Source organism: Streptomyces sp. NPDC000151, assembly GCF_040301705.1.
Taxonomy (GTDB): Bacteria; Actinomycetota; Actinomycetes; order Streptomycetales; family Streptomycetaceae; genus Streptomyces.
Map to the genome: position 1 here is coordinate 1 of NZ_JBEPFC010000076.1, position 25,403 is coordinate 25,403.

General features: G+C 72.9%; 23 protein-coding genes. 11 read left to right on the forward strand and 12 right to left on the reverse strand.

The genetic code is table 11. The features are described from left to right. The 6 genes from ABT381_RS21195 to ABT381_RS21220 form a co-directional block, all read right to left on the reverse strand. The coding region (locus ABT381_RS21195) for a glycosyltransferase (protein WP_351596454.1) at nucleotides 1–1,003 on the reverse strand (1,003 nt) is incomplete at its 3' end. Continuing rightward, nucleotides 1,000–1,815, reverse strand: a complete 816-nt coding sequence (locus ABT381_RS21200; protein ID WP_351596457.1) for a MerR family transcriptional regulator — start codon at nucleotides 1,813–1,815, stop codon at nucleotides 1,000–1,002. The genes ABT381_RS21200 and ABT381_RS21195, both read right to left, overlap by 4 nt. A 107-nt stretch (nucleotides 1,816–1,922) precedes the next feature. Beyond that, entirely contained in the window at nucleotides 1,923–2,309 is a 387-nt protein-coding gene (locus ABT381_RS21205) for a GntR family transcriptional regulator (RefSeq protein ID WP_351596460.1), read from the reverse strand. A gap of 37 nt (nucleotides 2,310–2,346) precedes the next feature. After that, nucleotides 2,347–3,312, reverse strand: a complete 966-nt coding sequence (locus ABT381_RS21210) for an ABC-2 membrane transporter-related protein (RefSeq protein ID WP_351596463.1) — start codon at nucleotides 3,310–3,312, stop codon at nucleotides 2,347–2,349. Beyond that, nucleotides 3,309–4,238 (reverse strand): ABC transporter ATP-binding protein, encoded by a 930-nt coding sequence (locus ABT381_RS21215; protein WP_351596466.1) that lies wholly within the window; start codon nucleotides 4,236–4,238, stop codon nucleotides 3,309–3,311. Before ABT381_RS21215 ends, ABT381_RS21210 begins: the two co-directional genes overlap by 4 nt. A gap of 147 nt (nucleotides 4,239–4,385) precedes the next feature. Then, on the reverse strand, nucleotides 4,386–4,868 hold the full coding sequence (locus ABT381_RS21220; RefSeq protein WP_351596469.1) for a GNAT family N-acetyltransferase: 483 nt from the start codon (nucleotides 4,866–4,868) through the stop codon (nucleotides 4,386–4,388). 67 nt (nucleotides 4,869–4,935) lie between these two features. Between ABT381_RS21220 and ABT381_RS21225 the strand changes: the two genes are divergently transcribed. Continuing rightward, the gene (locus tag ABT381_RS21225; protein WP_351596472.1) at nucleotides 4,936–5,733 is read left to right on the forward strand and encodes an exodeoxyribonuclease III; all 798 of its coding nucleotides are present in this window, start codon (nucleotides 4,936–4,938) and stop codon (nucleotides 5,731–5,733) included. Nucleotides 5,734–5,945: 212 nt separating this feature from the next. Next, the gene (locus ABT381_RS21230) at nucleotides 5,946–6,830 is read left to right on the forward strand and encodes a DNA-directed RNA polymerase subunit beta family protein (protein ID WP_351596474.1); all 885 of its coding nucleotides are present in this window, start codon (nucleotides 5,946–5,948) and stop codon (nucleotides 6,828–6,830) included. Nucleotides 6,831–6,885: 55 nt separating this feature from the next. Here the strand turns inward: ABT381_RS21230 and ABT381_RS21235 are convergent, their stop codons facing one another. Beyond that, nucleotides 6,886–7,665: a MerR family transcriptional regulator gene (locus tag ABT381_RS21235; protein ID WP_351596527.1), complete on the reverse strand. Its 780-nt coding sequence runs from the start codon at nucleotides 7,663–7,665 to the stop codon at nucleotides 6,886–6,888. Between the two features lie 214 nt (nucleotides 7,666–7,879). On the opposite strand from ABT381_RS21235, the gene ABT381_RS21240 reads away from it, so the two are divergent. From ABT381_RS21240 to ABT381_RS21255, 4 genes are all read left to right on the forward strand, one after another. Next, entirely contained in the window at nucleotides 7,880–9,406 is a 1,527-nt protein-coding gene (locus ABT381_RS21240; protein WP_351596477.1) for a flavin-containing monooxygenase, read from the forward strand. After that, nucleotides 9,403–10,395 carry an alpha/beta fold hydrolase gene (locus ABT381_RS21245; protein WP_351596480.1) on the forward strand — a complete coding sequence of 331 codons (993 nt, stop codon included), beginning with the start codon at nucleotides 9,403–9,405 and terminating at the stop codon, nucleotides 10,393–10,395. The genes ABT381_RS21240 and ABT381_RS21245 overlap by 4 nt, the downstream gene beginning before the upstream one ends. After that, on the forward strand, nucleotides 10,392–11,273 hold the full coding sequence (locus ABT381_RS21250) for an SDR family oxidoreductase (RefSeq protein WP_351596483.1): 882 nt from the start codon (nucleotides 10,392–10,394) through the stop codon (nucleotides 11,271–11,273). Before ABT381_RS21245 ends, ABT381_RS21250 begins: the two co-directional genes overlap by 4 nt. Nucleotides 11,274–11,362: 89 nt before the next feature. Beyond that, nucleotides 11,363–11,557: a hypothetical protein gene (locus tag ABT381_RS21255; protein WP_351596486.1), complete on the forward strand. Its 195-nt coding sequence runs from the start codon at nucleotides 11,363–11,365 to the stop codon at nucleotides 11,555–11,557. 83 nt (nucleotides 11,558–11,640) lie between these two features. On the opposite strand, the gene ABT381_RS21260 is transcribed toward ABT381_RS21255, so the two are convergent. Further along, the gene (locus tag ABT381_RS21260) at nucleotides 11,641–14,910 is read right to left on the reverse strand and encodes a S41 family peptidase (RefSeq protein ID WP_351596530.1); all 3,270 of its coding nucleotides are present in this window, start codon (nucleotides 14,908–14,910) and stop codon (nucleotides 11,641–11,643) included. A gap of 434 nt (nucleotides 14,911–15,344) precedes the next feature. On the opposite strand from ABT381_RS21260, the gene ABT381_RS21265 reads away from it, so the two are divergent. From ABT381_RS21265 to ABT381_RS21280, 4 genes are all read left to right on the forward strand, one after another. Beyond that, a complete protein-coding gene (locus tag ABT381_RS21265; RefSeq protein ID WP_351596488.1) occupies nucleotides 15,345–16,496 on the forward strand; it encodes an energy-coupling factor ABC transporter permease in 1,152 nt (383 codons plus the stop codon). A 1-nt stretch (nucleotide 16,497) separates the two neighbouring features. Continuing rightward, on the forward strand, nucleotides 16,498–17,259 hold the full coding sequence (gene cbiQ / locus ABT381_RS21270; RefSeq protein ID WP_351596490.1) for a cobalt ECF transporter T component CbiQ: 762 nt from the start codon (nucleotides 16,498–16,500) through the stop codon (nucleotides 17,257–17,259). Beyond that, nucleotides 17,256–18,014: an energy-coupling factor ABC transporter ATP-binding protein gene (locus tag ABT381_RS21275; protein WP_351596492.1), complete on the forward strand. Its 759-nt coding sequence runs from the start codon at nucleotides 17,256–17,258 to the stop codon at nucleotides 18,012–18,014. The genes cbiQ and ABT381_RS21275 overlap by 4 nt, the downstream gene beginning before the upstream one ends. 123 nt (nucleotides 18,015–18,137) lie before the next feature. Further along, nucleotides 18,138–19,346 carry a serine hydrolase domain-containing protein gene (locus ABT381_RS21280; protein WP_351596495.1) on the forward strand — a complete coding sequence of 403 codons (1,209 nt, stop codon included), beginning with the start codon at nucleotides 18,138–18,140 and terminating at the stop codon, nucleotides 19,344–19,346. 40 nt (nucleotides 19,347–19,386) lie between these two features. Here the strand turns inward: ABT381_RS21280 and ABT381_RS21285 are convergent, their stop codons facing one another. The 4 genes from ABT381_RS21285 to ABT381_RS21300 all read right to left on the reverse strand — a co-directional run bounded on the left by ABT381_RS21285 (nucleotide 19,387) and on the right by ABT381_RS21300 (nucleotide 24,446). Further along, nucleotides 19,387–20,238, reverse strand: coding sequence for an EamA family transporter (locus ABT381_RS21285; RefSeq protein ID WP_351596498.1), 852 nt, complete (start codon nucleotides 20,236–20,238; stop codon nucleotides 19,387–19,389). Continuing rightward, nucleotides 20,235–20,720 carry a YbaK/EbsC family protein gene (locus tag ABT381_RS21290; protein WP_351596501.1) on the reverse strand — a complete coding sequence of 162 codons (486 nt, stop codon included), beginning with the start codon at nucleotides 20,718–20,720 and terminating at the stop codon, nucleotides 20,235–20,237. Before ABT381_RS21290 ends, ABT381_RS21285 begins: the two co-directional genes overlap by 4 nt. Nucleotides 20,721–20,813: 93 nt before the next feature. Further along, nucleotides 20,814–22,472, reverse strand: coding sequence for a penicillin-binding transpeptidase domain-containing protein (locus tag ABT381_RS21295; protein WP_351596503.1), 1,659 nt, complete (start codon nucleotides 22,470–22,472; stop codon nucleotides 20,814–20,816). A gap of 195 nt (nucleotides 22,473–22,667) precedes the next feature. After that, entirely contained in the window at nucleotides 22,668–24,446 is a 1,779-nt protein-coding gene (locus ABT381_RS21300; protein ID WP_467754534.1) for a dolichyl-phosphate-mannose--protein mannosyltransferase, read from the reverse strand. 85 nt (nucleotides 24,447–24,531) lie between these two features. Here ABT381_RS21300 and rsmI point away from each other — a divergent pair, with 85 nt between their 5' ends. Then, nucleotides 24,532–25,401, forward strand: coding sequence for a 16S rRNA (cytidine(1402)-2'-O)-methyltransferase (rsmI, locus tag ABT381_RS21305; protein ID WP_351596506.1), 870 nt, complete (start codon nucleotides 24,532–24,534; stop codon nucleotides 25,399–25,401). Nucleotides 25,402–25,403: the final 2 nt, after the last annotated feature.

The window sequence follows — 25,403 nt, forward strand, 5'->3', positions numbered from 1 at the left end:
GCACGGTGGGCACGCCCGCGCGCAGCCCGGCCGCCGCGGTCCCGGCCCCGCAGTGGTGCACCACCGCGGCCGTCCGCGGGAAGAGCAGCGCGTGCGGCAGGTCCCCGACGGCCAGGATGCCGTCCGCCTGCTCACCGGCCGTCAGCCCCGCCCAGCCCGCCTGGAGGATGCCGCGCACCCCGGCCCGGCGCAGCGCCCGTACGGTCAGTTCGCCCAGCCGCGCGCCCTCCCCTGCGGCCATGCTGCCGAAGCCGACGAAGACCGGCGGCGGGCCGGCCGCGAGGAAGTCCTCGACGGCGGACGGCAAGCGGTCGCCGGGCGCCGCGTACGGCCACCAGTTGCCGGTCACCTCCAGGCCCGGCCGCCAGTCGCCCGGCCGGTCCACCAGCAGCGGGCTGAAGCCGTGCAGCACCGGCCACTGCGCCGCCTCCCTGCGGGCACGCACCGCGGAGACGGCGTCCGCGGGCAGGCCGAGCCGGGCGCGCAGGCTGCGTACCGGGCCGGTGTAGAGGCGGTCGACGACCTTCAGGGCCGCCGCGCCCGCGAGGCGGTTGCCCCAGCGGCCCAGCGAGCGCCCGCCGCCCATGACCGGCGGGAACTCCCGGGTGGGGTGGGTCGGCTGGAGGTACACGCCCAGGCTCGCGGTGCCGGTGGCCTCGGAGAGCTGCCAGCCGAGCGGGGCGGTGGTCGTGGACAGCAGCATCAGGTCCGCGCCGGGTGCCGCCGCGTCGGCGAGCCCGTCCCCCAGCTCCGCCAGGAAGGCGGCAGCGCGCGCCATCAGGGCCCGGCTGCTGCTGTCGGCCCCGGCGGGGGCGGTGGGGCCGGCCGTCCGCGGGTCGGCGGGCAGCCGGCGGAATTCCAGGCCCGCAGCCCGTACCGTCGCCGCGTACGCCTCGTGCGTGGCCAGCGCCACTTCGTGGCCGGCCGCCCGCAGCCGGGCGCCGAGCCCGGTGTACGGGACGACGTCCCCGCGCGAACCGGCCGCCGTGAGCAGAATCCTCATCGCGCGCCTCCGCCGTTCGCCGCGGGGGCCGTGCCCGGCCCCGCTCCCCGGTGCACCGCGTTGGCCCGTACGGCCGTCAGCAGGTACGCGGCGAGCCCGGGGCGCTGTTCGGACGGCGGGACGGTGAGCGCGAAGGCCCGTGGATCGGCGGCGAAGTCCTCCGCGATCCGGCAGTGCATGTCGGCCGGGCAGGGCGTGAACCAGCGGGTGACGTGCTGCCGGTGCTCCTCGGCGAGCTCCATGGCGCGCTCGCCCTCGGGCGGTTCGCCCGCGTCGAAGGCGGCGGTCAGCCGCTGCCGCCAGGCCGCCGCCTCGGCCATGAGGCGCGCCCAGTCCTCCTTGCTGTGCGCGGCGGCGCTGGCCATGGAGCGCTGGTGGCCCTCGCTGTGCTGCCACTTCAGATGGGCTTCGGTGGCGTATGTGAGGTCGAACGACACCTGCCCGAAGACCGCGAAGCGCTCCTCCGGGGTCAGCGTGACGCCGGTCTGCTGGACCTCCATCGCCCGCTCGGCGACCTCGGCCAGCCGCCGCAGCTTGTCGATCTGCTCGGTGAGCAGCCGGTGGCGGGCCCGCAGATGCGCGAGCACGTCCGCCTGCGGGTCGGCGAGGATCGCCTTGATCTCCTCCAGCGAGAAGCCCAGTTCGCGGTAGAAGAGGATCTGCTGGAGGCGGGCCAGGTCGGCGTCGCTGTAGAGGCGGTACCCGGCCGGGCTGCGCTCGCTGGGCGAGAGCAGCCCGGTCCGGTCGTAGTGGTGCAGGGCGCGCACCGTCACGCCCGCGAAGCCGGAGACCTGCCCGACCGAATAGCTCATGGAACAGCCTTCCCCGCCCGTGTCCGTCCGTCATCCGTCGTGCTCAGCCTGCGGCCTGACGTGAGGTGAGGGTCAAGACAGGGGAGCGAGGCGGGGCAGGGGGAACCTCAGGTCCTCGGGAAGCGTTCCTCCAGTACGGCACCGAACAGTGCCTCGACGTCCTCGCGGTCCAGCCCCTCCGCGCGGGCCCGGTCCAGCCAGCCCGCCAGCTCTGCGCGCAGCACGGCGTCCCCCGCGGACTCCGGGCGGGCGAGGGTGCGGCTCACGAAGGTGCCCAGGCCCGGGCGCGGCTCCACCAGGCCCTCGCGCTCCAGCTCGCGGTAGGCCTTGAGCGTGGTGTTCGGATTGACCTTCGTGGTGGCGGCGACCTGCGCGGCGGTCGGCAGCCGGTCGCCCTCCACCAGCGTGCCCAGCCGCAGCGCCTGCCGGACCTGCTGGACGATCTGCTGGTAGGTGGCGACGCCGCTGCGCCGGTCGATGCGGAATTCGACCATGGTCAGCGCCTTTCCGCTCGGTGTGCGCGCTGGGTGTTCAGAGCGGCCGCCGGCGGGTCCACTGAACGATGAACGTCACGATCAGCGCGGTGAGGACCAGCAGCAGAGCGGCGGCGCGCCACTGCATCCCCGCCATCTGGTCGAGGCTGAAGTACTCGATGATCTTGTGCACGATGCCCTTGTCGGCCAGGCACGCCGCCTCGCTCTTGGCGTCGACGCAGGTGCCATAGCCCAGGAGACGGCCGTCGGCGGTGCCCAGCCACTGGTCGAAGTTGATCGCGGAGTCCGGGATCTTCGGGAAGTCGCGGGAGGCGGGGCCGGTCGCCGTGTGCGGGGTGGTCAGGCCGGTCCGGAGCCGGTCCAGGACGACCGAGGTGCCGGCGGCGACGACGAGCGTGAGCAGCATGGCGGGCACCACGCGGCGCACGAGCATGCCCACGGCGATGCCGCAGCTGGTGAGGAACAGCGCCAGGGCGACCGGCACCGGGCCCGTGATGTCGAAGATCGTGCCGCCGAGCCAGTCGCCGTAGTTCACGAGCTGGTTCGCCGGGCTCCACAGGGCGGTGAACGCGAGGGAGATCAGCGTGGTGCAGACGAGGACGACCAGCAGCGGCAGTGCCACGGTCGCGGCGATCCAGCGGGTCCGCGGGACGGACTGGGTGGTGGCCAGCCGTACGGTGCCGTGCTCCTGCTCGCCCGCGATCAGCGGGGCGCCGAGGAAGATGCCCAGGACGGCGGGCAGGGAGGACAGGACGTAGGTGCGGTCGAACACCGCCTTGTACGCCTTGTCGAACTTTTCGCTGTAGCGGATGTTGTTGCCGTACTGCGCGACAAAGTCCACCACGCCGGCGCGGTGGTAGAGGCAGTACCCGCACGACACCACGGTGACGGCGGCCAGCAGCAGGAACGCCGTGCGGTTGCGGCGCCAGACCAGCCAGGTCAGGCCGTGCAGCGGGCCGCCGCTCCGGGCGGTGGCGGGACGGGTTTCGGCCAGCGTGCTCACGCCGCCTCCAGGTGGGTCGAGGGCCGGGCAGCGGCGGTGATCAGGGACGGGGCTTCGGGGGAGCGGAGGTAGCCGAGCAGGACCTCCTCCAGGCCGGGTACGGCGGTCTCCCAGGGGCCGTCGGGCAGCTCGGTGCGGGGCCCCTCGCTCCGTACGAGCGCGGTGAACTGCCGCCCCGTGACGCGGGTCTCCACGACCGTGTGGCCGTCGGTCAGCTCCCGGGGCAGGGCGCCGTCCTCCGTCGCGCCGGTGATCAGCGCGTGCGCGGGGAGCAGCGCGTCGGTGTCGCCCGCCATCCGCAGCCGGCCCCCGGCCAGTACGAGGAGGAAGTCGCACATCTCCTCCAGGTCGGCGAGCACGTGGGACGACATGAGCACCGTCGTGCCGTGCTCGGCCGCCTCGGCCAGCAGCAGGCCGGACAGCTCGTGCCGGGCGAGCGGGTCGAGGTCGGCCATCGGCTCGTCGAGCAGCAGCAGCTGCGGCCGCTTCCCGAAGGCCAGCGCGAACGCGACCCGGGTGCGCTGCCCTCCGGACAGCGTCCCGACCTTGGCGTCCAGCGGGATGTCCCCGGACCGCACGATCCGCTCCGCCGCCGCCTGGTCCCAGCGGGGGTTGAGCTCGCGGCCCATGCGCAGCGTTTCGGCGACCGTGAACCGCTTGTACAGCGGCTTGTCCTGCGCCAGGAAGGCGAACCGGGACAGCACGGCGGGGTCGGTGACCGGCACGCCGAACAGCTCCAGCGTCCCGGCGGTCGGCCGGACGAGCCGGGTGGCGGCCCCGAGGAGCGTGCTCTTGCCCGCGCCGTTCGGCCCGACGAGCGCGCAGACCCGTCCGGCCGGCAGCCGGAAGGACAGGTCCCGCAGCGCCCAGCCGCGCCGGTACTTCTTGCTCAGCTCCCGGGCTTCTATCGCGATGGCTTCACTCATCCCGGTCCCCCCTTTCACTAGTTAATTAGTGGAATGAGTATGGAAGGGTGCCCGGGCGGATGTCAACAAAGATCGCGAGTGCGGGGCCCGAGTGCCTGCCGCCCCTCGGGCGACCGGCCTCAGGCAACCGGCCTCAGCCGGCCGGCGTCACAGTGCCTTGGCGAAGCAGCGGCTCTCGTCGTAGTCCCGGTAGTGCCCGAACTTCGGCACCGGCCGGTAGCCGCTGGACGCGTACAGCTCCAGCGCCTCCGGCTGCATGATGCCGGTCTCCAGCACCATCCGCGTCCGCCCGGCGGCGCGCGCGTCGTCCTCCAGCGCGGCCAGGATCCGGCGCGCCAGCCCCCGCCCGCGCGCCTCGGCCGTCACGAACATCCGCTTGATCTCGGCGTCGCCGTCCGAGTACCCCTCGTCGTTGGCGTCCTGCCGGCGCCAGCCGCCGGTCGCCAGCGGGCGGCCGTCCTCGTACGCGAGCAGGTAGACGCCGTGCGGCGGCTCGAACATCGCCGGGTCGAGCGGGGTGATGTCGGGGTCGCCGTACCGGAGCACGTACTCCTGCTGGACCAGCTCGTCGAGCTTGACGGCGTCGGGGTGGTCGTAGCGCACCGGGCGGACGAGGGGGGAAATCTCCATTCTTGGGATCGTACGGGCGTCCGACCGCCTGGGGCGAGCGCGTTTCGTGAGTCGGTATCGTGCCCGGATGCTCACCGTGACCTCAGTAAACGTCAATGGCCTGCGGGCCGCCTCGAAGAAGGGCTTCGTGCCGTGGCTGGCGGAGACCGCCGCGGACGTGATCTGCCTGCAGGAAGTACGTGCCGAGCTCGACCAGCTCCCGGCGGAGGTGCGGGCGCCCGAGGGCTGGTTCGCCACGTACGCGCCGGCCGCGGCCAAGGGGCGGGCCGGCGTGGCGCTGCTCACGCGCCGGGAGCCGGATCAGGTGCGGGTGGGCTTCGGGTCGGCGGAGTTCGACACCAGCGGCCGCTACGTCGAGGCCGACCTCCCGGGCGTCACGGTGGCGAGCCTCTACCTGCCCTCCGGCGAGGTCGGCACGGACCGGCAGGACGAGAAGGAACGCTTCATGGCGGAGTTCCTGCCGTACCTGGTGGAGCTGAAGGGCAAGGCGGCGGCGGACGGCCGGGAGGTCGTGGTCTGCGGTGACTGGAACATCGCCCACCAGGAAGCGGACCTGAAGAACTGGAAGGCCAACCAGAAGAAGGCCGGCTTCCTCCCCGAGGAGCGCGCCTGGCTCACCCGCGTCCTGGACGAGGCGGGCTACCGGGACGTCGTCCGCGCCCTGCACCCGGACGTCGCGGGCCCGTACTCCTGGTGGTCCTACCGCGGCAAGGCGTTCGACAACGACGCGGGCTGGCGCATCGACTACCAGATGGCCACCCCGGCCCTCGCGGACCGCGCCCTGAAGGCCCACGTGGAGCGCGCCGCCACCTACGACCAGCGCTGGTCCGACCACGCCCCGGTGACGGCGGTCTACGACGTCTGAGCCGGCCCGGGGACTCCCGGCGCCGCGAGCTCCGGGAGCCCCCGATGATGTTCACTCGCGTGTCCGAGTCGGGGACTCCAGCGCGACGTTTCTTTCACTCGTTCATGCGTGTTAGTCGGCATATCTTCTGGTTTCGTGCTTTGTTGCGTTTTGTCGACATTGGTGCCGCGGGCCGTTCCGGTCGTGCGGCAAGCCAGGAGAGGAAACGCAACATGCGGTACAGGATCAAGGCTGTGTCCGGCGCGGTGGCCGGAGCGGCGCTGCTGCTCGCCCAGGCGGGGACCGCCATGGGTGACCCCGGCGGCCGGCCCGCCGCCCCGGGGAAGGGGGACTTCCGCATCGCCAGCGCCGCCGACGGCCGCTGCCTGGCACCCCGTGCGGTCAAGGGGGTGCTGGACCTGTCGCTCATCACCTGCGGCAGCCAGGGCGCGACCGACGTGTTCGGGCTGAAGCCGCACGCCGAGCGGTTCCAGCTGCGCAGCGAGGCGAAGAAGGGCTGCCTCGGCATCAACCCCGGACGGAAGCTGATGTTCCCGTCCTGCTCGGTGAAGCAGATGACGGACTGGTCGTTCACGCGGCACGGCGCCGGTTACCAGATCCGCAGACCCGGCACGGACCCCAGTCGGGGACAGCTGCGCGGTGAGGTCCGGCACGACTGCGTCACCGCGGTCATCGACCCGAAGAAGGGCGACCGCGTCGCCCTGAAGCCGTGCATGGACAAGAACCCGCGGCAGATCTGGAAGCTGACCGAGGTCCGGCAGGCGGCGGCCCCGCAGCAGCAGGCCCCGCAGCAGCAGGACCCGGTGCAGCAGCCGCAGAACGGGAAGCCGGTGCCGACGAAGCCGGAGCCGGGCCACCACGACGCGGCCAAGCCGGACCCGGCCAAGCCGGACCCGACGAAGCCGGACCCGGCGAAGCCCGCGCCAGGTCACCACGAGACCGGCCAGCACGAGGCCGCGAAGCCGGAGCCCGGCCACCACGAGGCGTCGCAGGCGGAGGCGACCAAGCCCGAGGCGACGAAGCCCGAGGGCACCCAGCCGCAGGCGACCAAGCCCGCGGCCGCGAAGCCGCATGTGGCGAAGCCGGCGGGCGCGTAGCCGGCAGCAGTGCGATGAGCCCGTTCCCGGCGCGCGCAGGCCGCCGGGGGCGGGCTCAGTCCGTTTCCGGGGCGCCCGGCGCCTCCTGGGCGTCCGCCGGAGCCGTGTCCGTCGCCGTGCCGCCCGCCCAGGCGGACAGTTCCGTAGCGATGCGGCGGTCCATGGCCATGGAGAGTTCGGCGTCGACGATGCTCTTGGAGAGCGGGCGGAGCTTGTCGATGGTTCCCGCGATCCGCGCGAGTTCGTCGGGGCCGAGCGTGCCGCCGGCCTCCGCGCGCGCCAGTACGTCCTGCAGGACGTGGGTGCGGATGACCGTGATGAACAGCTCGGCCAGCGCGTCGGCGTGCGCGCGCACCCGGCGCCCGGCGTCCAGTACGGCGGCGAGCGGCACGCCCTCCGCGACCAGGTCCGTCGAGGCGTCCAGCAGCCGGCGGCTGATGTGCACGAACTCGTCGCCGTCGACGGCGAGATAGCCGATGTCCAGGGACGCGGCGAGGTTGTCGACCGTCACATGGTCCTTGAAGTGGTCGGCCAGCTCCTCGGGGGTGAGGCGGACCGGGGTCTCCTCCGAGAAGGGGGCCACCAGCGAGCTGCTGTCCAGGCCCAGCAGCTCGCCGACGTCGCGGCCGCTCTCGAAGGCGGTGAGCAGCTGCGCGATGCCGCCGAGGTTGTGGCCGCGCTCCAGCAGACCCGCGATCGTCCGGAGCCGGGCCAGGTGGTGCTCGTTGTACCAGGCGATGCGGCCCTCGCGGCGGGGCGGCGGGATGAGCTTGCGCTCGCGGTAGAAGCGCAGCGTACGCACCGTGATGCCGGCCTCCTTGGCCAGCTCGGTCATGCGGAACTCGCGTTCCTTCGGGCCGTCCCCGGTGCCTGTCGTCGCTTCCACGGCTTCACCCTATGCCGGTGGCCCGGCGGCGCTGCGAGGTGCAACCGCCGGTAACTTCCTCTCGTTCAACCCCTACCGCTCAGTACACACCTGCCCTACTCTCCGACTGTGCCAGTGATTACTGGCGCGGTTCGGAGTCAGGGACGGACACAGGAGGCGCGGCATGGCCGAGCGCGAGCACGAACACGTACGGGTGGCGGTGATCGGATCGGGATTCGGCGGCCTGGGGGCCGCCGTCCGGCTGCGCCGCCAGGGAATCACCGACTTCGTCGTCCTGGAACGGGCCGACTCGGTGGGCGGCACCTGGCGGGACAACAGCTATCCGGGATGCGCCTGCGACGTCCCCTCGCACCTGTACTCCTTCTCCTTCGCGCCCAACCCCGAGTGGCCGCGGAACTTCTCCGGGCAGCCGCACATCCGGGCGTACCTGGAGAAGGTCACCGACACCTTCGGGCTGCGCCCGCACCTCCGCTTCAACGCGGAGGTACGCAGCGCGCGCTGGAACACCGACGAGCTGTACTGGGAGATCGAGACGGCGCAGGGGACGCTCACCGCCGACGTCGTCGTCTCGGCGACCGGGCCGCTCTCCGACCCGCAGATACCGGACGTCCCCGGGCTGGCCGGCTTCCAGGGCAAGGTCTTCCACTCGGCCCGCTGGGACCACGACTACGACCTGCGCGGCAAGCGCGTCGCGATGATCGGTACGGGTGCCTCGGCGATCCAGATCGTGCCCGCGATCCAGCCGACCGTCGAGAACCTCACCGTCTTCCAGCGGACGCCCCCGTGGGTCATGCCGCGCGCGGACCGGAAGATCACCCGCGCCGAGCACTGGCTGCACACCAAGGTGCCCGCCACCCGGGCGCTCCGCCGCCAGCTGCTGTGGGGCATCCGCGAGCTCCAGGTCTCCGCGTTCACCAAGCGGCCCAAGGAGCTGGGCATGGTCCAGGCCCTGGCCAAGGCGCATATGCACCGGGCGGTCAAGGACCCCGCGCTGCGCGCCAGACTGACCCCCGACTACACCATCGGCTGCAAGCGCATCCTGCTGTCCAACAGCTACTACCCGGCGCTCGCGCAGCCGAATGTGGACGTCGTGGCCTCCGGCCTGAAGGAGGTGCGCGGCAACACCCTGGTCGCCACGGACGGCACCGAGACCGAGGTCGACGCGATCATCTTCGGCACCGGCTTCCACGTCACCGACATGCCCATCGCCGAGCGGGTGACCGGCGCGCACGGCACCACCCTCGCCGAGGAGTGGAAGGACGGCATGGAGGCGCTGCGCGGCAGCAGCGCGGCCGGCTTCCCCAACTTCCTCACGATCATCGGGCCCAACACCGGGCTCGGGAACAGCTCGATGATCCTCATCATCGAGGCCCAGCTGAACTACATGATCGACTACCTGCGCCAGCTCGACGTGCTCGGCGACCGCATAGCCCTGGACGCCCGCCCCTCCGCCGTGCACGCCTGGTCCGCCGCCATCCAGAAGCGGATGGAGCGCACCGTGTGGAAGACCGGCGGCTGCGACAGCTGGTACCTGGACGCCAACGGCCGCAACACCACCGTCTGGCCCGGCACCACCTCCGAGTTCCGCAAGGTCACCCGCCAGGTCGACCTCGCCGAGTACGAGGTGCTACGCCCACAGGCCGGCAAACGGACCGAGGACACCGACAAGACCGTGGAGGCCGTCGCGTGAGCCGCCCGCCGCACGCCACCAGCGGGCGCTACGCCCCGCCCGCCGCCCGCCGCGAGCTGACCGTCACCTCTGCCGACGGCTCCCGGCTGCACACCGAGATCCACGGCCCCGACGGTGCGCCCGCCGTCGTCCTCGCCCACGGCTGGACCTGCTCCACCGCCTTCTGGGCCCCGGTCGTACGGGAGCTGGCCACCGACCACAAGGTCGTCGTCTACGACCAGCGCGGCCACGGCCGCAGCCCGGCCGCCGGCCCCGGCGGCTACAGCACCGAAGCGCTCGCCGACGACCTCGAAGCCGTGCTCGGCACGGCCCTGGAGCCCGGCGAACGCACCGTACTGGCCGGGCACTCGATGGGCGGCATGACCGCGATGGCCGCGGCCCGCCGCCCCGGCCTGCGCGAACGCGCCGCCGCGATACTGCTGTGCAGCACCGGCGCCGCCGACCTCGCGGCCGAGTCCCGGGTGATACCGCTGCGCTCGCCCGGCGCGCGCCGCTTCGCGCACCGCGCCGTCCTCGGCTCGCGCGCCCCGCTGGGCCCCGTCACGCCGCCCGGGAAGCGCGTACTGAAGTACGCCACGATGGGCCCGCACGCCACGCCCGAGCAGGTCGAGGCGTGCGCCCGCATCGTGCACTCCTGTCCGACCGGGGTACGCGCACAGTGGGGCAAGGTCCTCGCGAGCCTGGAGCTGACCGGCGAGGTGGCCCGCCTGGCCGTGCCCACCGCGATACTGCAGGGCACCGCCGACCGGCTCACCCCCGTCGTGCTCGCCCGCCGGCTGGCCTCCGTCCTGCCGGACTGCCTCGGCCTCACCGAACTGCCGGGGCTGGGCCACATGACGCCCATCGAGGCGCCGGACACGGTCGCGGGCAAGGTCCGCGAGCTGGTCCGCGACCACCTGACCGCGGCCGCGCCCGAGCCGGCCGCGCTCGCCCCGCAGCAGAAGACGAAGGCGCGGCGCGCCCGGGAAGCGAAGGAGAAGACGGCATGAGCGGACGCAGGACCCTGGAGGGCCAGGTCGTCGTCGTCACCGGGGCGGCCCGCGGCGTCGGCGAGCTGCTGGCCCGCAAGCTCTCCGCGCGCGGCGCCACGCTCGCGCTGGTCGGCCTGGAGCCGGACGAGCTGAAGAAGGTCGCCGCCTCCCTGCACGGCGAGGCGGCCCACTGGTACGCCGACGTCACCGACCACGAGGCGCTCGCCCGGGTCGCGCAGGAGGTGAAGGCCCGCTTCGGCAAGGTGGACGTGGTGGTGGCCAACGCGGGCGTGGCCACCGGCGGCCCGTTCGTCGACTCCGACCCGGTCGCCTGGAAGCGCGTCATCGAGGTCAACCTCATCGGCGGCGCGGTCACCGGGCGCGCCTTCCTGCCCGTACTGATGGAGTCCCGCGGGTACTTCCTGCAGATCGCCTCGCTCGCCGCGATCACCCCGGCGCCGATGATGACCGCGTACTGCGCGTCCAAGTCGGGCGTCGAGGCGTTCGCGCACAGCCTGCGCGCCGAGGTCGGGTACAAGGGAGTACGCGTCGGCGTCGGCTACCTGAGCTGGACCGACACCGACATGGTGCGCGGCGCCGACCAGGACGACGTGATGCGCGAGCTGCGCCAGCGGCTGCCCTGGCCGTCGAACAAGACGTATCCGCTGAGCCCCGCCGTCGACCGGATCGTGGCCGGCATCGAGCGCCGCTCCTCGCACGTGTACGGCCAGTGGTGGCTGCGCGGCATGCAGTCCGTCCGCGGCTATCTGCCCGCGCTCATCGGGTCGGTGGGGCAGCGCGAGATGAAGCGCTTCGGCAGCCGGCTGGACGGCATGAAGGTCGGCCTGGTGGGCGCCGGGGGAGCGGCGGACGAGAGCGCGCGCTCGCAGCGGTAACTCCGGCATCCCTTCCGGAATGCGTGCAATGTCCGGTCGTGCAAGGCTGGTTCCGGCCCTTCCCCCACCTTCAGAAGGAGTGCACCACCATGGGCATCAGAGACCAGTTCCAGGACAAGGCCGAGCGGCTCAAGCAGCAGGCGCAGCAGCGTGGGCAGCAGGGCCGCGACGAGGACCAGGAGCGCGGCCGGCCGGACCAGGACGAAGGTCAGGAGCGCGGCCAGGGCACCCAGGAGTCGCTGCGGGATCGCGCGGACGACATGCGCGACGAGTACGACATCTGACGCGGGCACGCGAAGACGTGTGAAGTCAGTTGAGGGGCGCACCCGGTGAGCCGGGTGCGCCCCTCAACGTGTGCCGTGTTGTGTCACTCCCGCGGCGGCAGCGCCGGCCGGCTGTTGTCGGGGACGTTGGCGAGCCCCGGCGGGTCCGTCGCCGGGTGCCGCTCCAGCAGCTCCAGCGCCGTACGGACCGCGACGCCCAGCTGCGGGTTGCGGCCCTCCGCCCACTGGAGCGGCGAGCGCAGCGCCTGGATGTCGGCCTCCACGCCGTGGTTCTCCACGTCCCAGCCGTACGCCTCGAACCACGCGGCGTTCATCGGCACGGTGATCGACGTGCCGTCGCCGAGGCGGTGCCGGCCGGTCATCCCGACCACCCCGCCCCAGGTGCGCAGGCCCACCACGGGCCCGATGCCCTCCAGCTTGAACGCCGCGATGATCATGTCGCCGTCGGAGGACGTCATCTCGTCGGCGACGGCCACGACCGGGCCGCGCGGCGCGTTGGACACGTACGTCACCGGCTGCGCGTCCCGGGTCAGGTCCCAGCCCACGATCGTGCGGGTCAGCTTCTCGATGACCAGCTCGGAGATGTTGCCGCCGGCGTTGCCCCGTACGTCGACGATCAGCGCCGGGTGCGAGACCTCCATCCGCAGGTCGCGGTTGAACTGCGCCCAGCCGGAGCCGCCCATGTCGGGGATGTGCAGATAGCCGCACTTGCCGCCGCTCAGCTCGCGCACCACCTCGCGGCGCTTGGCCACCCAGTCCTGGTACCGCAGCGGGCGCTCGTCGATCAGCGGCACGATGGCCACGCGGCGGGAGCGGCCGTCGCCTTCGGGGGACTCGAAGGTCAGCTCCACGGTCGTGCCGCCCGCCGCTCCCAGCAGCGGGAACGGGCCGGTCACCGGGTCGACCGCGCGGCCGTCGATGTGGGTGAGCACCGCGCCCTCGCGGATGCCCGTACCGGCCAGCGGGGAGCGGGCCTTGGAGTCCGAGGAGTCGCCGGGCAGGATGCGGTTGAGGATCCAGCGGTCGTTGCGGCACACGAAGTTGGCGCCCAGCAGGCCGATCGCGCGCTGGTAGTGCGGCGGGCCTTCGTTGCGGCGGGCGCCCGTGACGTACGCGTGCGAGGTGCCCAGCTCGCCCATCACCTCCCGCAGCAGGTCGGCGAACTCGTCCGGGGAAGCGACCCGTTCGACCAGCGGGCGGTACTGGTCCAGCACCGCCTCCCAGTCGATGCCGCACATGCCCGGGTCCCAGAAGTAGGAGCGCACGATCCGGCCCGCCTCGTCGAACGCCTGCCGCCACTCGGCCGCCGGGTCCACGTCGTGCAGGATGCGCCGCAGGTCCAGGAAGACCGTGGAGTCGGCGTCCGGGGTCTCGATCGCGGGCACCGACCGCAGGTCGCCCTCGTCGTTGATCACCAGGCGGGTGCCGTCACCGCTGAGCGCGTAGGAGTCGATCGAGCCGGTCAGCTCCGTGCGCTTGGCCTTGACCAGGTCGAAGTGTTCCAGCGTCGGCTGGCCCGACATGTTGTCGGGGTTGGCGAAGGTCTCGCCCAGCGCGCCCGAGATCGGCCAGCGCAGCCACACCAGCCCGCCGCCGGCCACCGGCGAGAGCGCGGAGTACTTCGAGGCCGCGACCGGGAACGGCGTCACCCGGCTGGCCAGCCCCTCGACCTCCACCAGCACCATGCCCTCGGCCGAGGTGTCCACCGGGTCCAGGCCGCCGGCCGCGGGCCGGCCCTCCGGGGACAGCGCGAAGGGCGAGGGGGTGGCCGAGGAGAGCGGGACCAGATACGGGCGGCAGCCCAGCGGGAAGGACAGGTCGCCGGTGTGCACGTCGTAGACCGGGTCGAAGCCGCGCCAGGACAGGAACGCCAAGTACCGGCCGTCGCGGGTGAAGACCGGCTGCTCGTCCTCGAAGCGCCCGTTGGTGACGTCCACGACCAGGCCGTCGCCCAGCTTGGCGATCTTGATCTGCCGCAGCGACCGGCCGATGCCCGGATGCGACCAGGTCAGCCACTTCGAGTCGGGCGAGAACGCCAGGTCCCGCACCGGCCCGTTGACGGAGCGCACCAGCTCGGTGACCTCGCCGTCGCCGTCCTCGGAGGCGTCCACCAGCAGCAGCCGCCCGTCGTTCGCGGCCACCGCCAGTCGCTCGCCGTCCGGCGCCGACACCAGCTCGTGCACCCGGCCGAGCTGCCCGGCGGCGAGCCGGCGCGGCTCCCCGGGCCCGGACGCCTTCGGCAGGTCGGCGATCTCGATGGCGTCCTCGCCCACCACGTCGGTGATGTACGCGATCCGGCCCGTGTCGCCCAGCATCTCCGGCAGCCGGACCCGCACGCCCGGGATGTCGTGGATCGTGCGCGCCGGGCCGTCGCGGTGCGTGAGCCAGTACAGGCTGCCGCGGACGCCGACCGCGCTGGCCCGGCCCGTGGCGTCCACCGCGAGGGAGGTGACGTTGGCGGCGGCGGGCACCTGATGCGTGCGGCGGCCCGTGCGCGGCCCGCCGAGCCGGACCGGCAGCTTGCGCGGCCTGCCCGCCGGGCTCAGGTCGTCCACCAGCCACAGCTCGCCCGCGCACTGGTACACGATGCGCTCGCCGTCGCTCGCGGCGTGCCGCGCGTAGAAGTCCGCGTGGTCGGTGTGGCGGCGCAGGTCCGTGCCGTCGGGGAGGCAGGAGTAGACGTTGCCGACGCCCTCGTGGTCGGAGAGGAAGGCGATCCGGCCGTCGACGAACATCGGGGTGTCCAGATGGCCGTCGATCTCCGGCACCAGCTGCGTGCCGTGCAGCCACAGCCGCCCCGTCGCGCCGCCTCTGTACCGCTTCCAGGCCGCGGGCTCGTGCGGCGGGGTGCCGCTGAGCAGCAGCGTCTTGTGCTCGCCCGCGATGTCGGCGATCGCGATGTTCGACACCGGGCCCCACGGCAGCCGCCCGCCGGGGCTCCCGTCCGTCGGCACCTTGTACGCCCAGGAGTAGTACGAGAACGGCTGGCCGTGCGAGGACACCGCCAGGATCTCGCCGTCCGGGGTCCAGCCGCACACCCGGGCGTCCACGCTTCCCCAGTAGGTCAGCCGCCGGGCGGGGCCGCCCTCGGCCGGTACCAGATGGATCTCCGGGTCCAGGCTGCGCCACGTCATGAACGCGATCTCGCTGCCGTCCGGGGAGAAGCGCGGGTGGCTCACGCGGGTGCGGTCCACGGTCAGCCGCCAGGCGCGGGGCGGCTCGGCGTCCTCCGGGACGACCGGTGCCACCCACAGGTCGTCCTCGGCGGCGAAACACACCAGGTCCCCGTGGATATGGGGAAAGCGCAGGTAGGACCCGCCGCTGGTACCTCCGTCCGGCTTGACCGGCCGCAGGCGGCCGCGGGCTCTTGCGGGGGCGGACTGCGTCTCCGAGGGCGGCTCGACGGCCTCCTGTGCGTCGCTCACCCGTCCATCGTTTCGGCCCCGGCAGGCCGCGGCAACTCGACTCCCATAACTCACCCCAAGGGGTGACGGTGTGTGGAACTGTGCCCCACGCTTCCCTCCGGGCGTACGCCAGTGCCGCACGCGGTGGTGGCAGATGTCATACCGCGCCCCTTCCGGTACGGAACAAAACGTTCCGCGGTCGCCGCAGAGCCGATGAAAAGAGGTGGATTACCGCCTTTTGTCGGTGCCGGCCGGGGTGCCCACGACGGACGCAGGGGGAGTGACCTCCCCGAACGGGCAGTTCCGCAGTATGGGCGCTCTTGCACATGATTTGCAGTACGACCACCATGAGTGGGTTACGACCACGAGCGGAGAGCCCAGCCATGCATGTCCCCGACGGATTCATCAACGCCCCGGTCTCGGTGGCGACCGGTGCGGTCGCCGCGGCCGCCGTCGCGGTCAGCCTGCGCGGCGCCCGCCGCGAGCTGGGCGGCGACGGCCTCGGCGGTGAGCGCACCGCGCCGCTCGCCGGCCTCGTCGCCGCGTTCATCTTCGCCGTACAGATGCTGAACTTCCCGGTCGCCGCCGGCACCAGCGGCCACCTCCTCGGCGGGGCGCTCGCGGCGATACTCGTCGGCCCGTACACCGGCGTCCTCTGCGTCTCCGTCGTCCTCCTCATGCAGGGCGTCCTCTTCGCCGACGGCGGCCTCACCGCGCTCGGCGTCAACATCACGGACATGGCGCTGACCACGACGGTCGTCGCCTACTTGATCTTCCGCGGCCTGGTGAAGGTGCTGCCCCGCAAGCGCCGCTCGATCACGGTCGCGAGCTTCGTCGCCGCCCTGGTCTCCGTCCCGGCCGCCGCCCTCGTCTTCACCCTGATCTACGCGCTCGGCGGCACCGCGGACGTCTCCACCGGCAAGGTGCTGACCGCCATGGTCGGCGTGCACGTCCTCATCGGCATCGGCGAGGCCGTCATCACCGCGCTCACGGTCGGCGCGGTGATCGCCGTACGGCCCGACCTCGTGTACGGCGCCCGCGGCCTCAGCAAGCCGCTCGAACTGAAGGTCGTCCCTGTCGCCGCCCCCACGGCACCTGGCGCACCCCGTCCCGAGCCCGCAGCCCCCATCGCCGCGTCCGAGGCGGCTCCCACGGCCGAGGCCGAGCCCAAGACTCCCGCTCCGGCGCCCGCCCACCGCTCCACCAAGCGCGTCTGGCTCGCCGGCGTCGCCGCGGCGCTGGTCTGCGCCGGCGGCATCAGCTACTACGCCTCCGCCAGCCCCGACGGCCTGGAGAAGGTCGCCCACGACCAGGGCATCGACAAGCAGGCGAAGGACCACGCCGCCAAGGACTCCCCGCTCGCCGACTACAGCGTCAAGGACATCACCGACGCCCGGCTCTCCGGCGGCCTGGCCGGCGTGATCGGCGTCGGCGCGACCCTGGCCGTCGGCACGGGCGTCTTCGTCGTCATCCGCCGCCGTCGCGACGCCGCGGACGCGTCCGCCACCGACGACCGCACCCCGCAGCAGGTCTGACATGGGTGCGGGACACGCTCACAAGCTCTACCGGCACGGGCACTCGCCCGTGCACGCGCTCCCCGCGCACTGCAAGATCGCGGCCGTCTTCGGCTTCGTACTGATCGTCGTCTCCACGCCCCGCGAGGCGGTCTGGGCCTTCGGCCTGTACGCAGTCTTCCTCGCGGCGGTCGCGGCGGCGGCCCGCGTCCCCGCCGGCTTCCTCCTCAAGCGGCTCCTCATCGAGGTGCCGTTCGTGGCGTTCGCGCTGCTCATGCCGTTCGTCGCCGAGGGCCCGCGGGTGCATGCCCTCGGCATGTCGCTCAGCGAGTCCGGCCTGTGGGGCGCCTGGAACATCCTCGCGAAGGGCACCCTCGGCGTCGCGGCATCGGTCCTCCTCGCCTCCACCACCGAACTCCGCGCGCTCCTCCTCGGCCTGCAGCGCCTGAAGATGCCCCCGATGCTCGTCCAGATCGCGTCCTTCATGATCCGCTACGGCGACGTGATCACCGACGAGATGCGGCGGATGCGCATCGCCCGCGTCTCGCGCGGCTTCGAAGCGCGCGGCGTCCGCCACTGGGGCGTCCTCGCCAAGTCCGCCGGCGCGCTCTTCATCCGCTCCTACGAGCGCGGCGAGCGCGTCCATCTCGCGATGGTCAGCCGCGGCTACACCGGCACGATGCCCGTCACCGACGAGGTGACCGCCGACCGCGCCCAGTGGACCTCCGCCGCGGTGCTCCCCCTCGCCGCCCTCGCCGTCTGCCTCCTCGGATGGACCCTATGAACACCACAGCCCCCTCCCTCGACGTCTCCGGCCTCGCCTACGCCTACCCCGACGGCCACCAGGCCCTCTTCGGCGTCGACCTGACCGTCGCCCGCGGCGAGCGGGTGGCCCTGCTCGGCCCGAACGGCGCCGGCAAGACCACCCTCGTACTCCACCTCAACGGCATCCTCGAAGCGGGCGCCGGCACCGTCGCCGTCGCCGGCCTCCCCGTGGCCAAGCGCAACCTCGCGGAGATCCGCCGCCGCGTCGGCATCGTCTTCCAGGACCCCGACGACCAGCTCTTCATGCCGACCGTGCGCGAGGACGTCGCGTTCGGCCCCGCCGCGGCGGGCCTCCGGGGCGCCGAGCTGGAGGAGCGCGTCATCGAGGCCCTCGACCGGGTCGGCATGGCGGGCTTCGCCGACCGGCCCCCGCACCACCTCTCCTTCGGCCAGCGCCGCCGGGTCGCGGTCGCCACCGTCCTCGCCATGCGCCCCGAGATCCTCGTCCTGGACGAGCCCTCCTCCAACCTCGACCCGGCCTCCCGCCGCGAACTCGCCGACGTACTGCGCTCCCTGGACGTCACGGTCCTGATGGTCACCCACGACCTCCCGTACGCGCTGGAGCTCTGCCCCCGTTCGGTCGTCCTCTCCGGCGGCGTGATCACCGCCGACGGCCGGACCCAGGACCTGCTCTCCGACGCGGACCTGATGGCCGCGCACCGGCTGGAACTGCCCTTCGGCTTCGACCCCCGCTCGGTGACCGCACCCGTGTGACCTGCGGCCCCGTCGCGGCGCCGGGAGCGGACTCGTCCCTGTGACCCTCCCCACGGGCAGCGGGTTCCTGGTCATCAGCACTGATCGGCGCGTTGCACCATGGATGGGTCACAAACGCGACGGATGAGTGGGAAGCGGGAACCAGTGGTGGACGTCCACGGCACGGTCGAGGCCGGCTATGAGCCGGTCCGCGATGCCTTCGCGGCGAACTTCGCGCGGCGCGGCGAGCGTGGGGCGGCGGTCGCCGCTTATCGGCACGGGCGCAAGGTCGTCGATCTGTGGGCGGGGGTCCGGGACGGGGACGCGGGCGCCGTGGGTACGGAAGCGCCCTGGGAAGAGGGCACCGCGCAGCTCATCCGCTCCGCGACCAAGGGCGTCGCCGCCGTCGTACCGCTCCTCCTCCACCAGCGCGGCCAGCTCGACCTGGACGCGCCGGTCGGCACGTACTGGCCCGAGTACAAGGCCGCGGGCAAGGAGCGCACGCTCGTCCGCCACCTGCTCTCGCACCGCGCGGGCGTACCGGTACTGGACACCCCGCTCACCCCCGCGCAGGCCGTCGACGGCGTCAGCGGCCCCGCCGCGGTGGCCGCGCAGGCGCCGGCCTGGGCCCCCGGCACGGACCACGGCTACCACGCCCAGACGTACAGCTGGCTCCTCTCGGAGCTGGTCCTGCGGGTCACCGGCCGCACGATCGGCGCGTTCGTCGCCGAGGAGATAGCCGGGCCGCTCGGCCTGGACCTGTGGATCGGCCTCCCCGAAGCGGAGGCCGCACGCGGCCGGGTCGGGCGCCTGGCCGAGGTCTCCCCGCCGCCGGCCCCCGACGGGGCGGGCCTCAAGGTACGGCCCAAGCGGTCCGTCGCCGAGGCGTACGACGATCCCACCTCCCTCACCCGCCGCGCCTTCGGGGCGATCTCCCCGCACGCCGACGAGAACGCCCCCGAGTTCCGCGCCGCGCAGCTCCCCGGCTCCAACGGCATCGCCACGGCCCGCGCCCTGGCCCGTCTGTACGCGGCGCTCATGGGCCCGGTGGACGGCCACCCCCGCCTCTTCGCGCCCGCGACGCTGACGCTGGCCCGTACCGAGGAGTCCGCAGGCCCGGACCGTACGCTCATCGCCTCCTCGCGCTTCGGCCTGGGCTACATGCTGCACGGCCCCGCGGCCCCGCTGCTCGCCCCCGGCTCCTTCGGCCACCCGGGCCGCGGCGGCGCCCTCGCCTTCGCCGACCCCGAATCGGGTCTCTCCTTCGGCTACACGACCAACGGCATGCAGAAGAACGTCACGGCGGACCCGCGCGCACAGGCGCTTGTGCGCGCGCTGCGGACGACGGTCTGAGGGTGTGTGCGGGGCGGCAGCCCCGCGAAAAACCCACGACCTAACTCGTGTGCAGCATCAGCCCGATGCCGACGACCATCAGCCCCGCCGCCGCGATCCGCGGCGCCCCGAAGCGTTCCTTCAAGAAGATCGCGCCGATCGCGGCGCCGACGATGATCGAGGACTCGCGGAGCGCCGCGATCGGTGCGAGCGGTGCGCGGGTCTGGGCCCACAGGACCAGCCCGTACGCGAAGACCGAGAGCACGCCGCCGAGCAGCCCGCGGGCGGCGAAGGGGCGCAGCTCGGCGAAGAGCGCGCGGCCCCGCGAGGCCAGCGCGTACGCGGGGATCGCGATGCCCTCCAGGAGCATCAGCCAGCCGATGTAGCCCAGCGGCGTGCCGGAGGCGCGTACGCCGACGCCGTCGACCGTCGTGTACGAGGCGATCGCCAGGCCCGTGGCGACCGCGGCGATGATCGCGGGCCAGTGCGGCCGGGCGCCGGAGCCGCGGATGCCCCACAGGGCGACGCCGAGGAGGCCGGCGGAGGCGAGCGCGACGCCGGTCAGCGCCCACGCGTCGGGCAGTTCGTGGACGAAGACCGCGGCGAGGACGGTGACCACGAGCGGCGCGGTGCCGCGCGCGATCGGGTACATCTGCCCGAAGTCGCCGAGCCGGAAGGACCGCATGAGCAGCGCCTGGTAGACGACGTGCAGGATCGCCGAGCCGATCAGGAACGGCCAGGCGCCGGAGGCGGGCAGCGGCGAGAGCGCGGCGAGCACCGCGCCGCAGACGGCGCCGCCGGAGCCGACGAGGGTGAAGGCGAGCAGCTGGTCCTTGATGCCGTGGGCGATCGCGTTCCAGGCGGCGTGGGTGACGGCGGCGGCCAGTACCGCCGCGACGACGAGCGGGGTCACGGGGTGCGCTCGCGGACGTCCACGACGCGGCCGCCGGCGTGCTCGATGAGCGACTTGGGGTCGAGCGGGAAGACGGTGTGCGGGGTGCCGGCGGCGGCCCAGACCGTGCCGTGCGCCAGCAGCCCCCGGTCGGCCAGGACGGTGGTACGGGTGCGGTGCCCGAAGGGCGGTACGCCGCCGATGGCGTAGCCGGTGGTCTCGCGGACGAGGTCGGCGTTCGCCCGGCCGACGTGGTCCGCGCCCAGTTCGGCGCGGACCTTCTCCAGATCCACCCGGGAGGCACCGTCCATGAGGACCAGGACGGGGACCCCGTCCGCCTCGAAGACCAGCGACTTGACGATCTCGGCGGGCTCGCAGCCGACGGCGGCGGCGGCCTGCGCCGCGGTGCGGGTGGCGTCGGGGAAGCGGCGTACCGCGACTTCGAGGCCCAGCTCGCGCAGGGCGGCGGCGAACAGGGGATGAGCGTCGGCTGAAGTACTCATGGCCCGCACGCTAGCGAAAGCTGTACGGGCCATGCGACCGGGAAAAGGGGGCCGTCCGCGATGTGGACGACCCCCTTCCGGTAAGGGCTGCGCTCAGCCCTGGTTGAGGATGGCGCGGACCACCGGGCCCGCGTTGTCGCCGCCGTGGCCGCTGGCGGGGACGACGGCGGCGGCCGCGAGGTCGCCGCGGTAGGCGGTGAACCAGGCGTTCGGCTTCTTCTGGTTGTCGACCTCGGCGGAGCCGGTCTTGGCGCCGATGTCACCGCTGAGCCCGGACATCGCCTCGGCACCGGTGCCGGACGTGGCGGTCAGCTTCATCAGGTACTTCAGCGCGGACGCGGTGTCCGGCTTCATGTTCCGGGACGCCTTGGCCAGCGTCCGGTGGTCGACGTCCGGGGAGACGATGTACGGCTGGTGGAAGCCGCCGGACTGGACGGTGGCCGCGATGGAGGCGACGTTCAGCGGGTTCATCCGGACGCCGCCCTGGCCGATGAGCGAGGCGGCCATCTGGGCGTCGCTCTGCACCGGGACGTTGCCGTCGAAGCTGGGGATGCCGGTGTTCCAGGTCTGGCCGAGGCCGAAGACGTCCCGGGCCTGCTTGGTCAGGTCGTCGTCGTGCAGCTTCTTCGCCTGCGAGATGAAGGCGTTGTTGCAGGAGGCGGCGAAGCTCTGCGCGAAGGTGCCGTTCTTGATCTCGGACTTGTTGAGGTTCTGGAACTTCCAGCCGCCGTACGTCACGTACTTCGGACACGGGTGCGCCTTGTTCGGCGAGGTCAGGCCCTTGTCGATGAGCATCGACGAGGTGACGACCTTCATCGTGGAGCCGGGGGCCAGCGAGCCCTGCGTGGCGACGTTGAAGCCCTTCTCGGGCGAGTTGGCGATGGCCAGGATCTCGCCGGTGCTGGGCTTGACCGCGACCGCCGACGCCTTGCTCTTGGTGGCGACCGCCTTCTGGGCCGCGGCCTGCATCTTGGCGTCCAGGGTGGTCTTCAGCGTGCCGGGGGTGCCCTTGGAGAGGACCTTCAGGGTCTGGTCCGGCTTCTGCGCGGCCTTGTTGTCGCTCTTGGCGCGCTGGATGAAGAACTCGACGCCGGGGGTGCCGCCGGCCTTGTCGCCGTACTTGTCGCGCAGGCTGGCGAGGACGCCGGCCAGCTCGGGGTTGCTGTCCTTGGTGATCTCGGTGCCGTTGCGGTCCACCGCCTTGATGGGCGGCGCCTCGCTCTCGCCCGTGCGCAGCGTGTCACCCTCGCCGAGGCCGGGGTGCACGATCGTGGGCCGCCAGTCGACGACCGGCTCGCCGGTGGTCTTGTCCCGCTCGACGGTGAGGGAGGTGGCGTACGAGACGGGGGCGCTCTTGCCCTGGTACGAGATCTGCCCGGACACCTGGTACGGCACCTCGTCGCCCTTGCGGGTCCCGGGGGTGAGCGTCACCCGCTCGATGTGGGCCTGCTTGGCGACGCCGGTCAGCGCGGTGGTGGCCGCCTCGGCGTCGTCGGTCAGCTTCGCGGCCTTGGCGACCTCGCCCGACTGCCAGGCGTCCAGGAACCCGGTGGCGGCGGTCTTCACTTCCTTCGCGGACAGCGGCCCGGTCTTCACCGAGGACCCGCCGTCGGTGGACTTGCCGTCCGCCGACATGACCTCCTGCCGCGGGGTCTCGTCACCGGAACTTCCCATCAGGGTGTACCCGCCGACGCCTCCCGCGACCAGGGCGATCGCCCCGCCGATCAGCCCGTACCTCACCTCGCGGCGCATGACTTACCGTTCCCCTCCTGAAGAAGCGTGGCCGTCCCTGGAAACCCGACACAAGAACGTGCAGCGCACTCTATGGGACACGGGGTATTGGAGTGACCCTCGCGCGTCTCGTTACAGCATCGGTACGGTGACACTCAGTCGATGCGGCGGTCACGGAAAGGTCACATCCGAACCCGGCCGTTCCCCGCCGCACCCTCATACCCAGGAGTCCAGCCACATCCGTGCCTGCCATGCGCTCTTGGGGATCGGTAGCCCTGTGTATACGGGATAGAAATAAATGAAGTTCCACACGATGAGCAGGACCAGGATGCCCGCCGCTACGATGCCGGCCGCGCGGCGGCGGTCGCCGGTGAGGAGCAGCCTCGGCTCCGTGACAGGGCCGTCGTGGGGCCGTCCGACGATGGCGCCGAGCATCATCGCCACCGCCAGGCACAGGAACGGGATGAAGACGACCGCGTAGAAGAGGAAGATCGTCCGCTCCTGGTAGAGGAACCAGGGGAGGTAGCCCGCCGCGATGCCGCAGGCGATGGCGCCGGCCCGCCAGTCCCGCTTGAACAGCCAGCGGTAGAGGACGTAGAGCAGCGCGAAGCAGGCGGCCCACCACAGGAGCGGGGTGCCGAGCGCGAGGACCTCGCGGGCGCAGCCCTCCGCCGCGGTGCAGCCGTCCTGGCCCGCCTTGGGGTCCTCGTAGAAGTAGGAGACGGGGCGGCCCAGGACCAGCCAGCTCCAGGGGTTGGACTGGTAGGTGTGGGTGCTCGTCAGGTGGGTGTGGAACTCGTACACCTCGTGCTGGTAGTGCCACAGGCTGCGCAGCCAGTCCGGCAGCCAGGTCCAGCCGGCGGCGCGGCCGTCGGGGGTGGTGGCCCAGTCGCGGTAGTAGCCGCCCTTGGTGGCGATCCAGCCGGTCCAGGACGCGAGGTAGGCGGCCGCCGCGAGGACGACGGTGGAGAGGAAGGCGGGCAGCACGTCGCGGCGGAGGGCCGAGCGGTACGGGTGGCGGGCGCCCGCCGTGCGCCGGGCGCCGGCGTCCCACAGGACCGACATGAGGGCGAAGGCGGCGAGGAAGTACAGGCCGTTCCACTTGGTGGCGGCGGAGAGTCCGAGACAGAGCCCGGCCGCCAGCCGCCAGGGGCGCCACCCGAGCCGCAGCCGGTCGCCGACCGCGTCGTCCGGGCGAGCGAGACCGTCCTCGCCAATGGGCAGCGCCGCGGCGAGCCGGGCGCGGGTGCGGTCCCGGTCGAGCAGCAGGCAGCCGAACGCGGCCAGCGCCCAGAACATGACGATGATGTCGAGGAGCGCCGTGCGGCTCATGACGAAGTGCAGGCCGTCGACGGCCAGCAGCAGGCCCGCCAGGCAGCCCAGGGCGGTGGAGCGCAGCAGGCGGCGGCCGATGCGGCAGAGCATCAGTACCGAGAGGGTGCCGAGCAGGGCCGTCATGAAACGCCAGCCGAAGGGGTTCATGCCGAAGGCCCACTCGCCCAGCGCGATCATCCACTTCCCGATGGGCGGGTGGACGACGTAGGAGTGCTCGGGGCTGAGCAGGAGGTGTGACGGGTGGCCGACGAGCGCGTCGTTGGCGTTCTTCGCCCACGTGCCCTCGTAGCCGTACTGCAGCAGGGACCAGGCGTCCTTGGGGTAGTACGTCTCGTCGAATATCACCTTGTCCGGGCTGCCCAGCCGCCAGAAGCGCAGGATGCCGGCGAGCAGCGCGACCAGGGCGGGCAGGCCCCACGCGGCGAGGCGGGCCGCGCCGGGCGAGACGCGCGGCGCGGGGAAGGGTGCGAGCAGCCGGGTCCGCACGTCCCGCTCCGGGCGTGCGGTGTAGCCGAAGCGGCGCAGCCGCCGCAGCCAGGCGGTCGGCGCCAGGACGCCGTCCTGGGTCGCCTGCGCGGCGCGGGCGGTGGCCCCGGCGGCCACCGGGGCCCTGCCGCGGTCGCCTGCGCGCCGGTCGTTGGTCGCGGTGTCACTCGTCACCGGGCCATCGTAGGGAAGCGGCCTGTGAGAGGCCCGTCTCCCGGCGCGGCGGGAAGGACGCGGCCGCGCCTGAAAGGATGGGGCCGTGACTGGAACGCTCGTACTCGCAGGGACCCCCATCGGCGACACCGAGGACGCGCCGCCGCGGCTGGCCGCCGAGCTGCTCGCCGCCGACGTGATCGCGGCCGAGGACACCCGCAGGCTGCGCCGCCTGACGACCGCGCTGGGCGTGCACACCACCGGGCGGGTGGTGTCGTACTTCGAGGGGAACGAGTCGGCGCGCACCCCGGAGCTGGCCGACGCGCTGGCGGGCGGCGCGCGGGTGCTGCTGGTCACCGACGCGGGCATGCCCTCGGTCTCCGACCCCGGCTACCGCCTGGTGGCCGCGGCGGTGGAGCGTGGCGTGAAGGTGACGGCCGTGCCCGGCCCGTCCGCCGTGCTCACCGCGCTCGCCGTCTCCGGGCTGCCGGTGGACCGCTTCTGCTTCGAGGGCTTCCTGCCCCGCAAGGCGGGGGAGCGGCTCGGCCGGCTGAAGGAGGTCGCCGACGAGCGGCGCACGCTCGTCTACTTCGAGGCGCCGCACCGGCTGGCCGACACCCTCGCCGCGATGGCGGAGGCCTTCGGCAAGGAGCGGCGCGCCGCCGTCTGCCGCGAGCTGACGAAGACGTACGAGGAGGTGCGCCGCGGCCCGCTGGAGGAGCTGGCCGAGTGGGCGGCCGACGGCGTACGCGGCGAGATCACGATCGTGGTGGAGGGGGCGCCCGAGCCGGGGCCCGGCGATCTGGGCCCCGAGGAGCTGGTGCGGCGGGTGCGGGTCCGTGAGGAGGCCGGTGAGCGGCGCAAGGAGGCCATCGCGGGGGTCGCGGCCGAGGCCGGCGTACCCAAGCGGGAGGTCTTCGATGCGGTCGTGGCGGCAAAGAATGCGGAGCGTGGTGATTCTCGTGCGGGTAAATGACC

Bases quoted from the DNA above. Each gene is read 5' to 3' on its own strand.
- ABT381_RS21275 (WP_351596492.1), top strand. From the start codon at position 17,256: ATGAACACCACAGCCCCCTCCCTCGACGTCTCCGGCCTCGCCTACGCC.
- ABT381_RS21265 (WP_351596488.1), top strand. From the start codon at position 15,345: ATGCATGTCCCCGACGGATTCATCAACGCCCCGGTCTCGGTGGCGACC.
- ABT381_RS21235 (WP_351596527.1), bottom strand. From the start codon at position 7,665: ATGACCGAGCTGGCCAAGGAGGCCGGCATCACGGTGCGTACGCTGCGC.
- ABT381_RS21295 (WP_351596503.1), bottom strand. From the start codon at position 22,472: ATGCGCCGCGAGGTGAGGTACGGGCTGATCGGCGGGGCGATCGCCCTG.
- ABT381_RS21205 (WP_351596460.1), bottom strand. From the start codon at position 2,309: ATGGTCGAATTCCGCATCGACCGGCGCAGCGGCGTCGCCACCTACCAG.
- ABT381_RS21215 (WP_351596466.1), bottom strand. From the start codon at position 4,238: ATGAGTGAAGCCATCGCGATAGAAGCCCGGGAGCTGAGCAAGAAGTAC.
- ABT381_RS21230 (WP_351596474.1), top strand. From the start codon at position 5,946: ATGCGGTACAGGATCAAGGCTGTGTCCGGCGCGGTGGCCGGAGCGGCG.
- ABT381_RS21255 (WP_351596486.1), top strand. From the start codon at position 11,363: ATGGGCATCAGAGACCAGTTCCAGGACAAGGCCGAGCGGCTCAAGCAG.
- ABT381_RS21250 (WP_351596483.1), top strand. From the start codon at position 10,392: ATGAGCGGACGCAGGACCCTGGAGGGCCAGGTCGTCGTCGTCACCGGG.
- ABT381_RS21220 (WP_351596469.1), bottom strand. From the start codon at position 4,868: ATGGAGATTTCCCCCCTCGTCCGCCCGGTGCGCTACGACCACCCCGAC.
- cbiQ (WP_351596490.1), top strand. From the start codon at position 16,498: ATGGGTGCGGGACACGCTCACAAGCTCTACCGGCACGGGCACTCGCCC.
- ABT381_RS21240 (WP_351596477.1), top strand. From the start codon at position 7,880: ATGGCCGAGCGCGAGCACGAACACGTACGGGTGGCGGTGATCGGATCG.
- ABT381_RS21225 (WP_351596472.1), top strand. From the start codon at position 4,936: ATGCTCACCGTGACCTCAGTAAACGTCAATGGCCTGCGGGCCGCCTCG.
- ABT381_RS21290 (WP_351596501.1), bottom strand. From the start codon at position 20,720: ATGAGTACTTCAGCCGACGCTCATCCCCTGTTCGCCGCCGCCCTGCGC.
- ABT381_RS21200 (WP_351596457.1), bottom strand. From the start codon at position 1,815: ATGAGCTATTCGGTCGGGCAGGTCTCCGGCTTCGCGGGCGTGACGGTG.
- ABT381_RS21280 (WP_351596495.1), top strand. From the start codon at position 18,138: ATGAGTGGGAAGCGGGAACCAGTGGTGGACGTCCACGGCACGGTCGAG.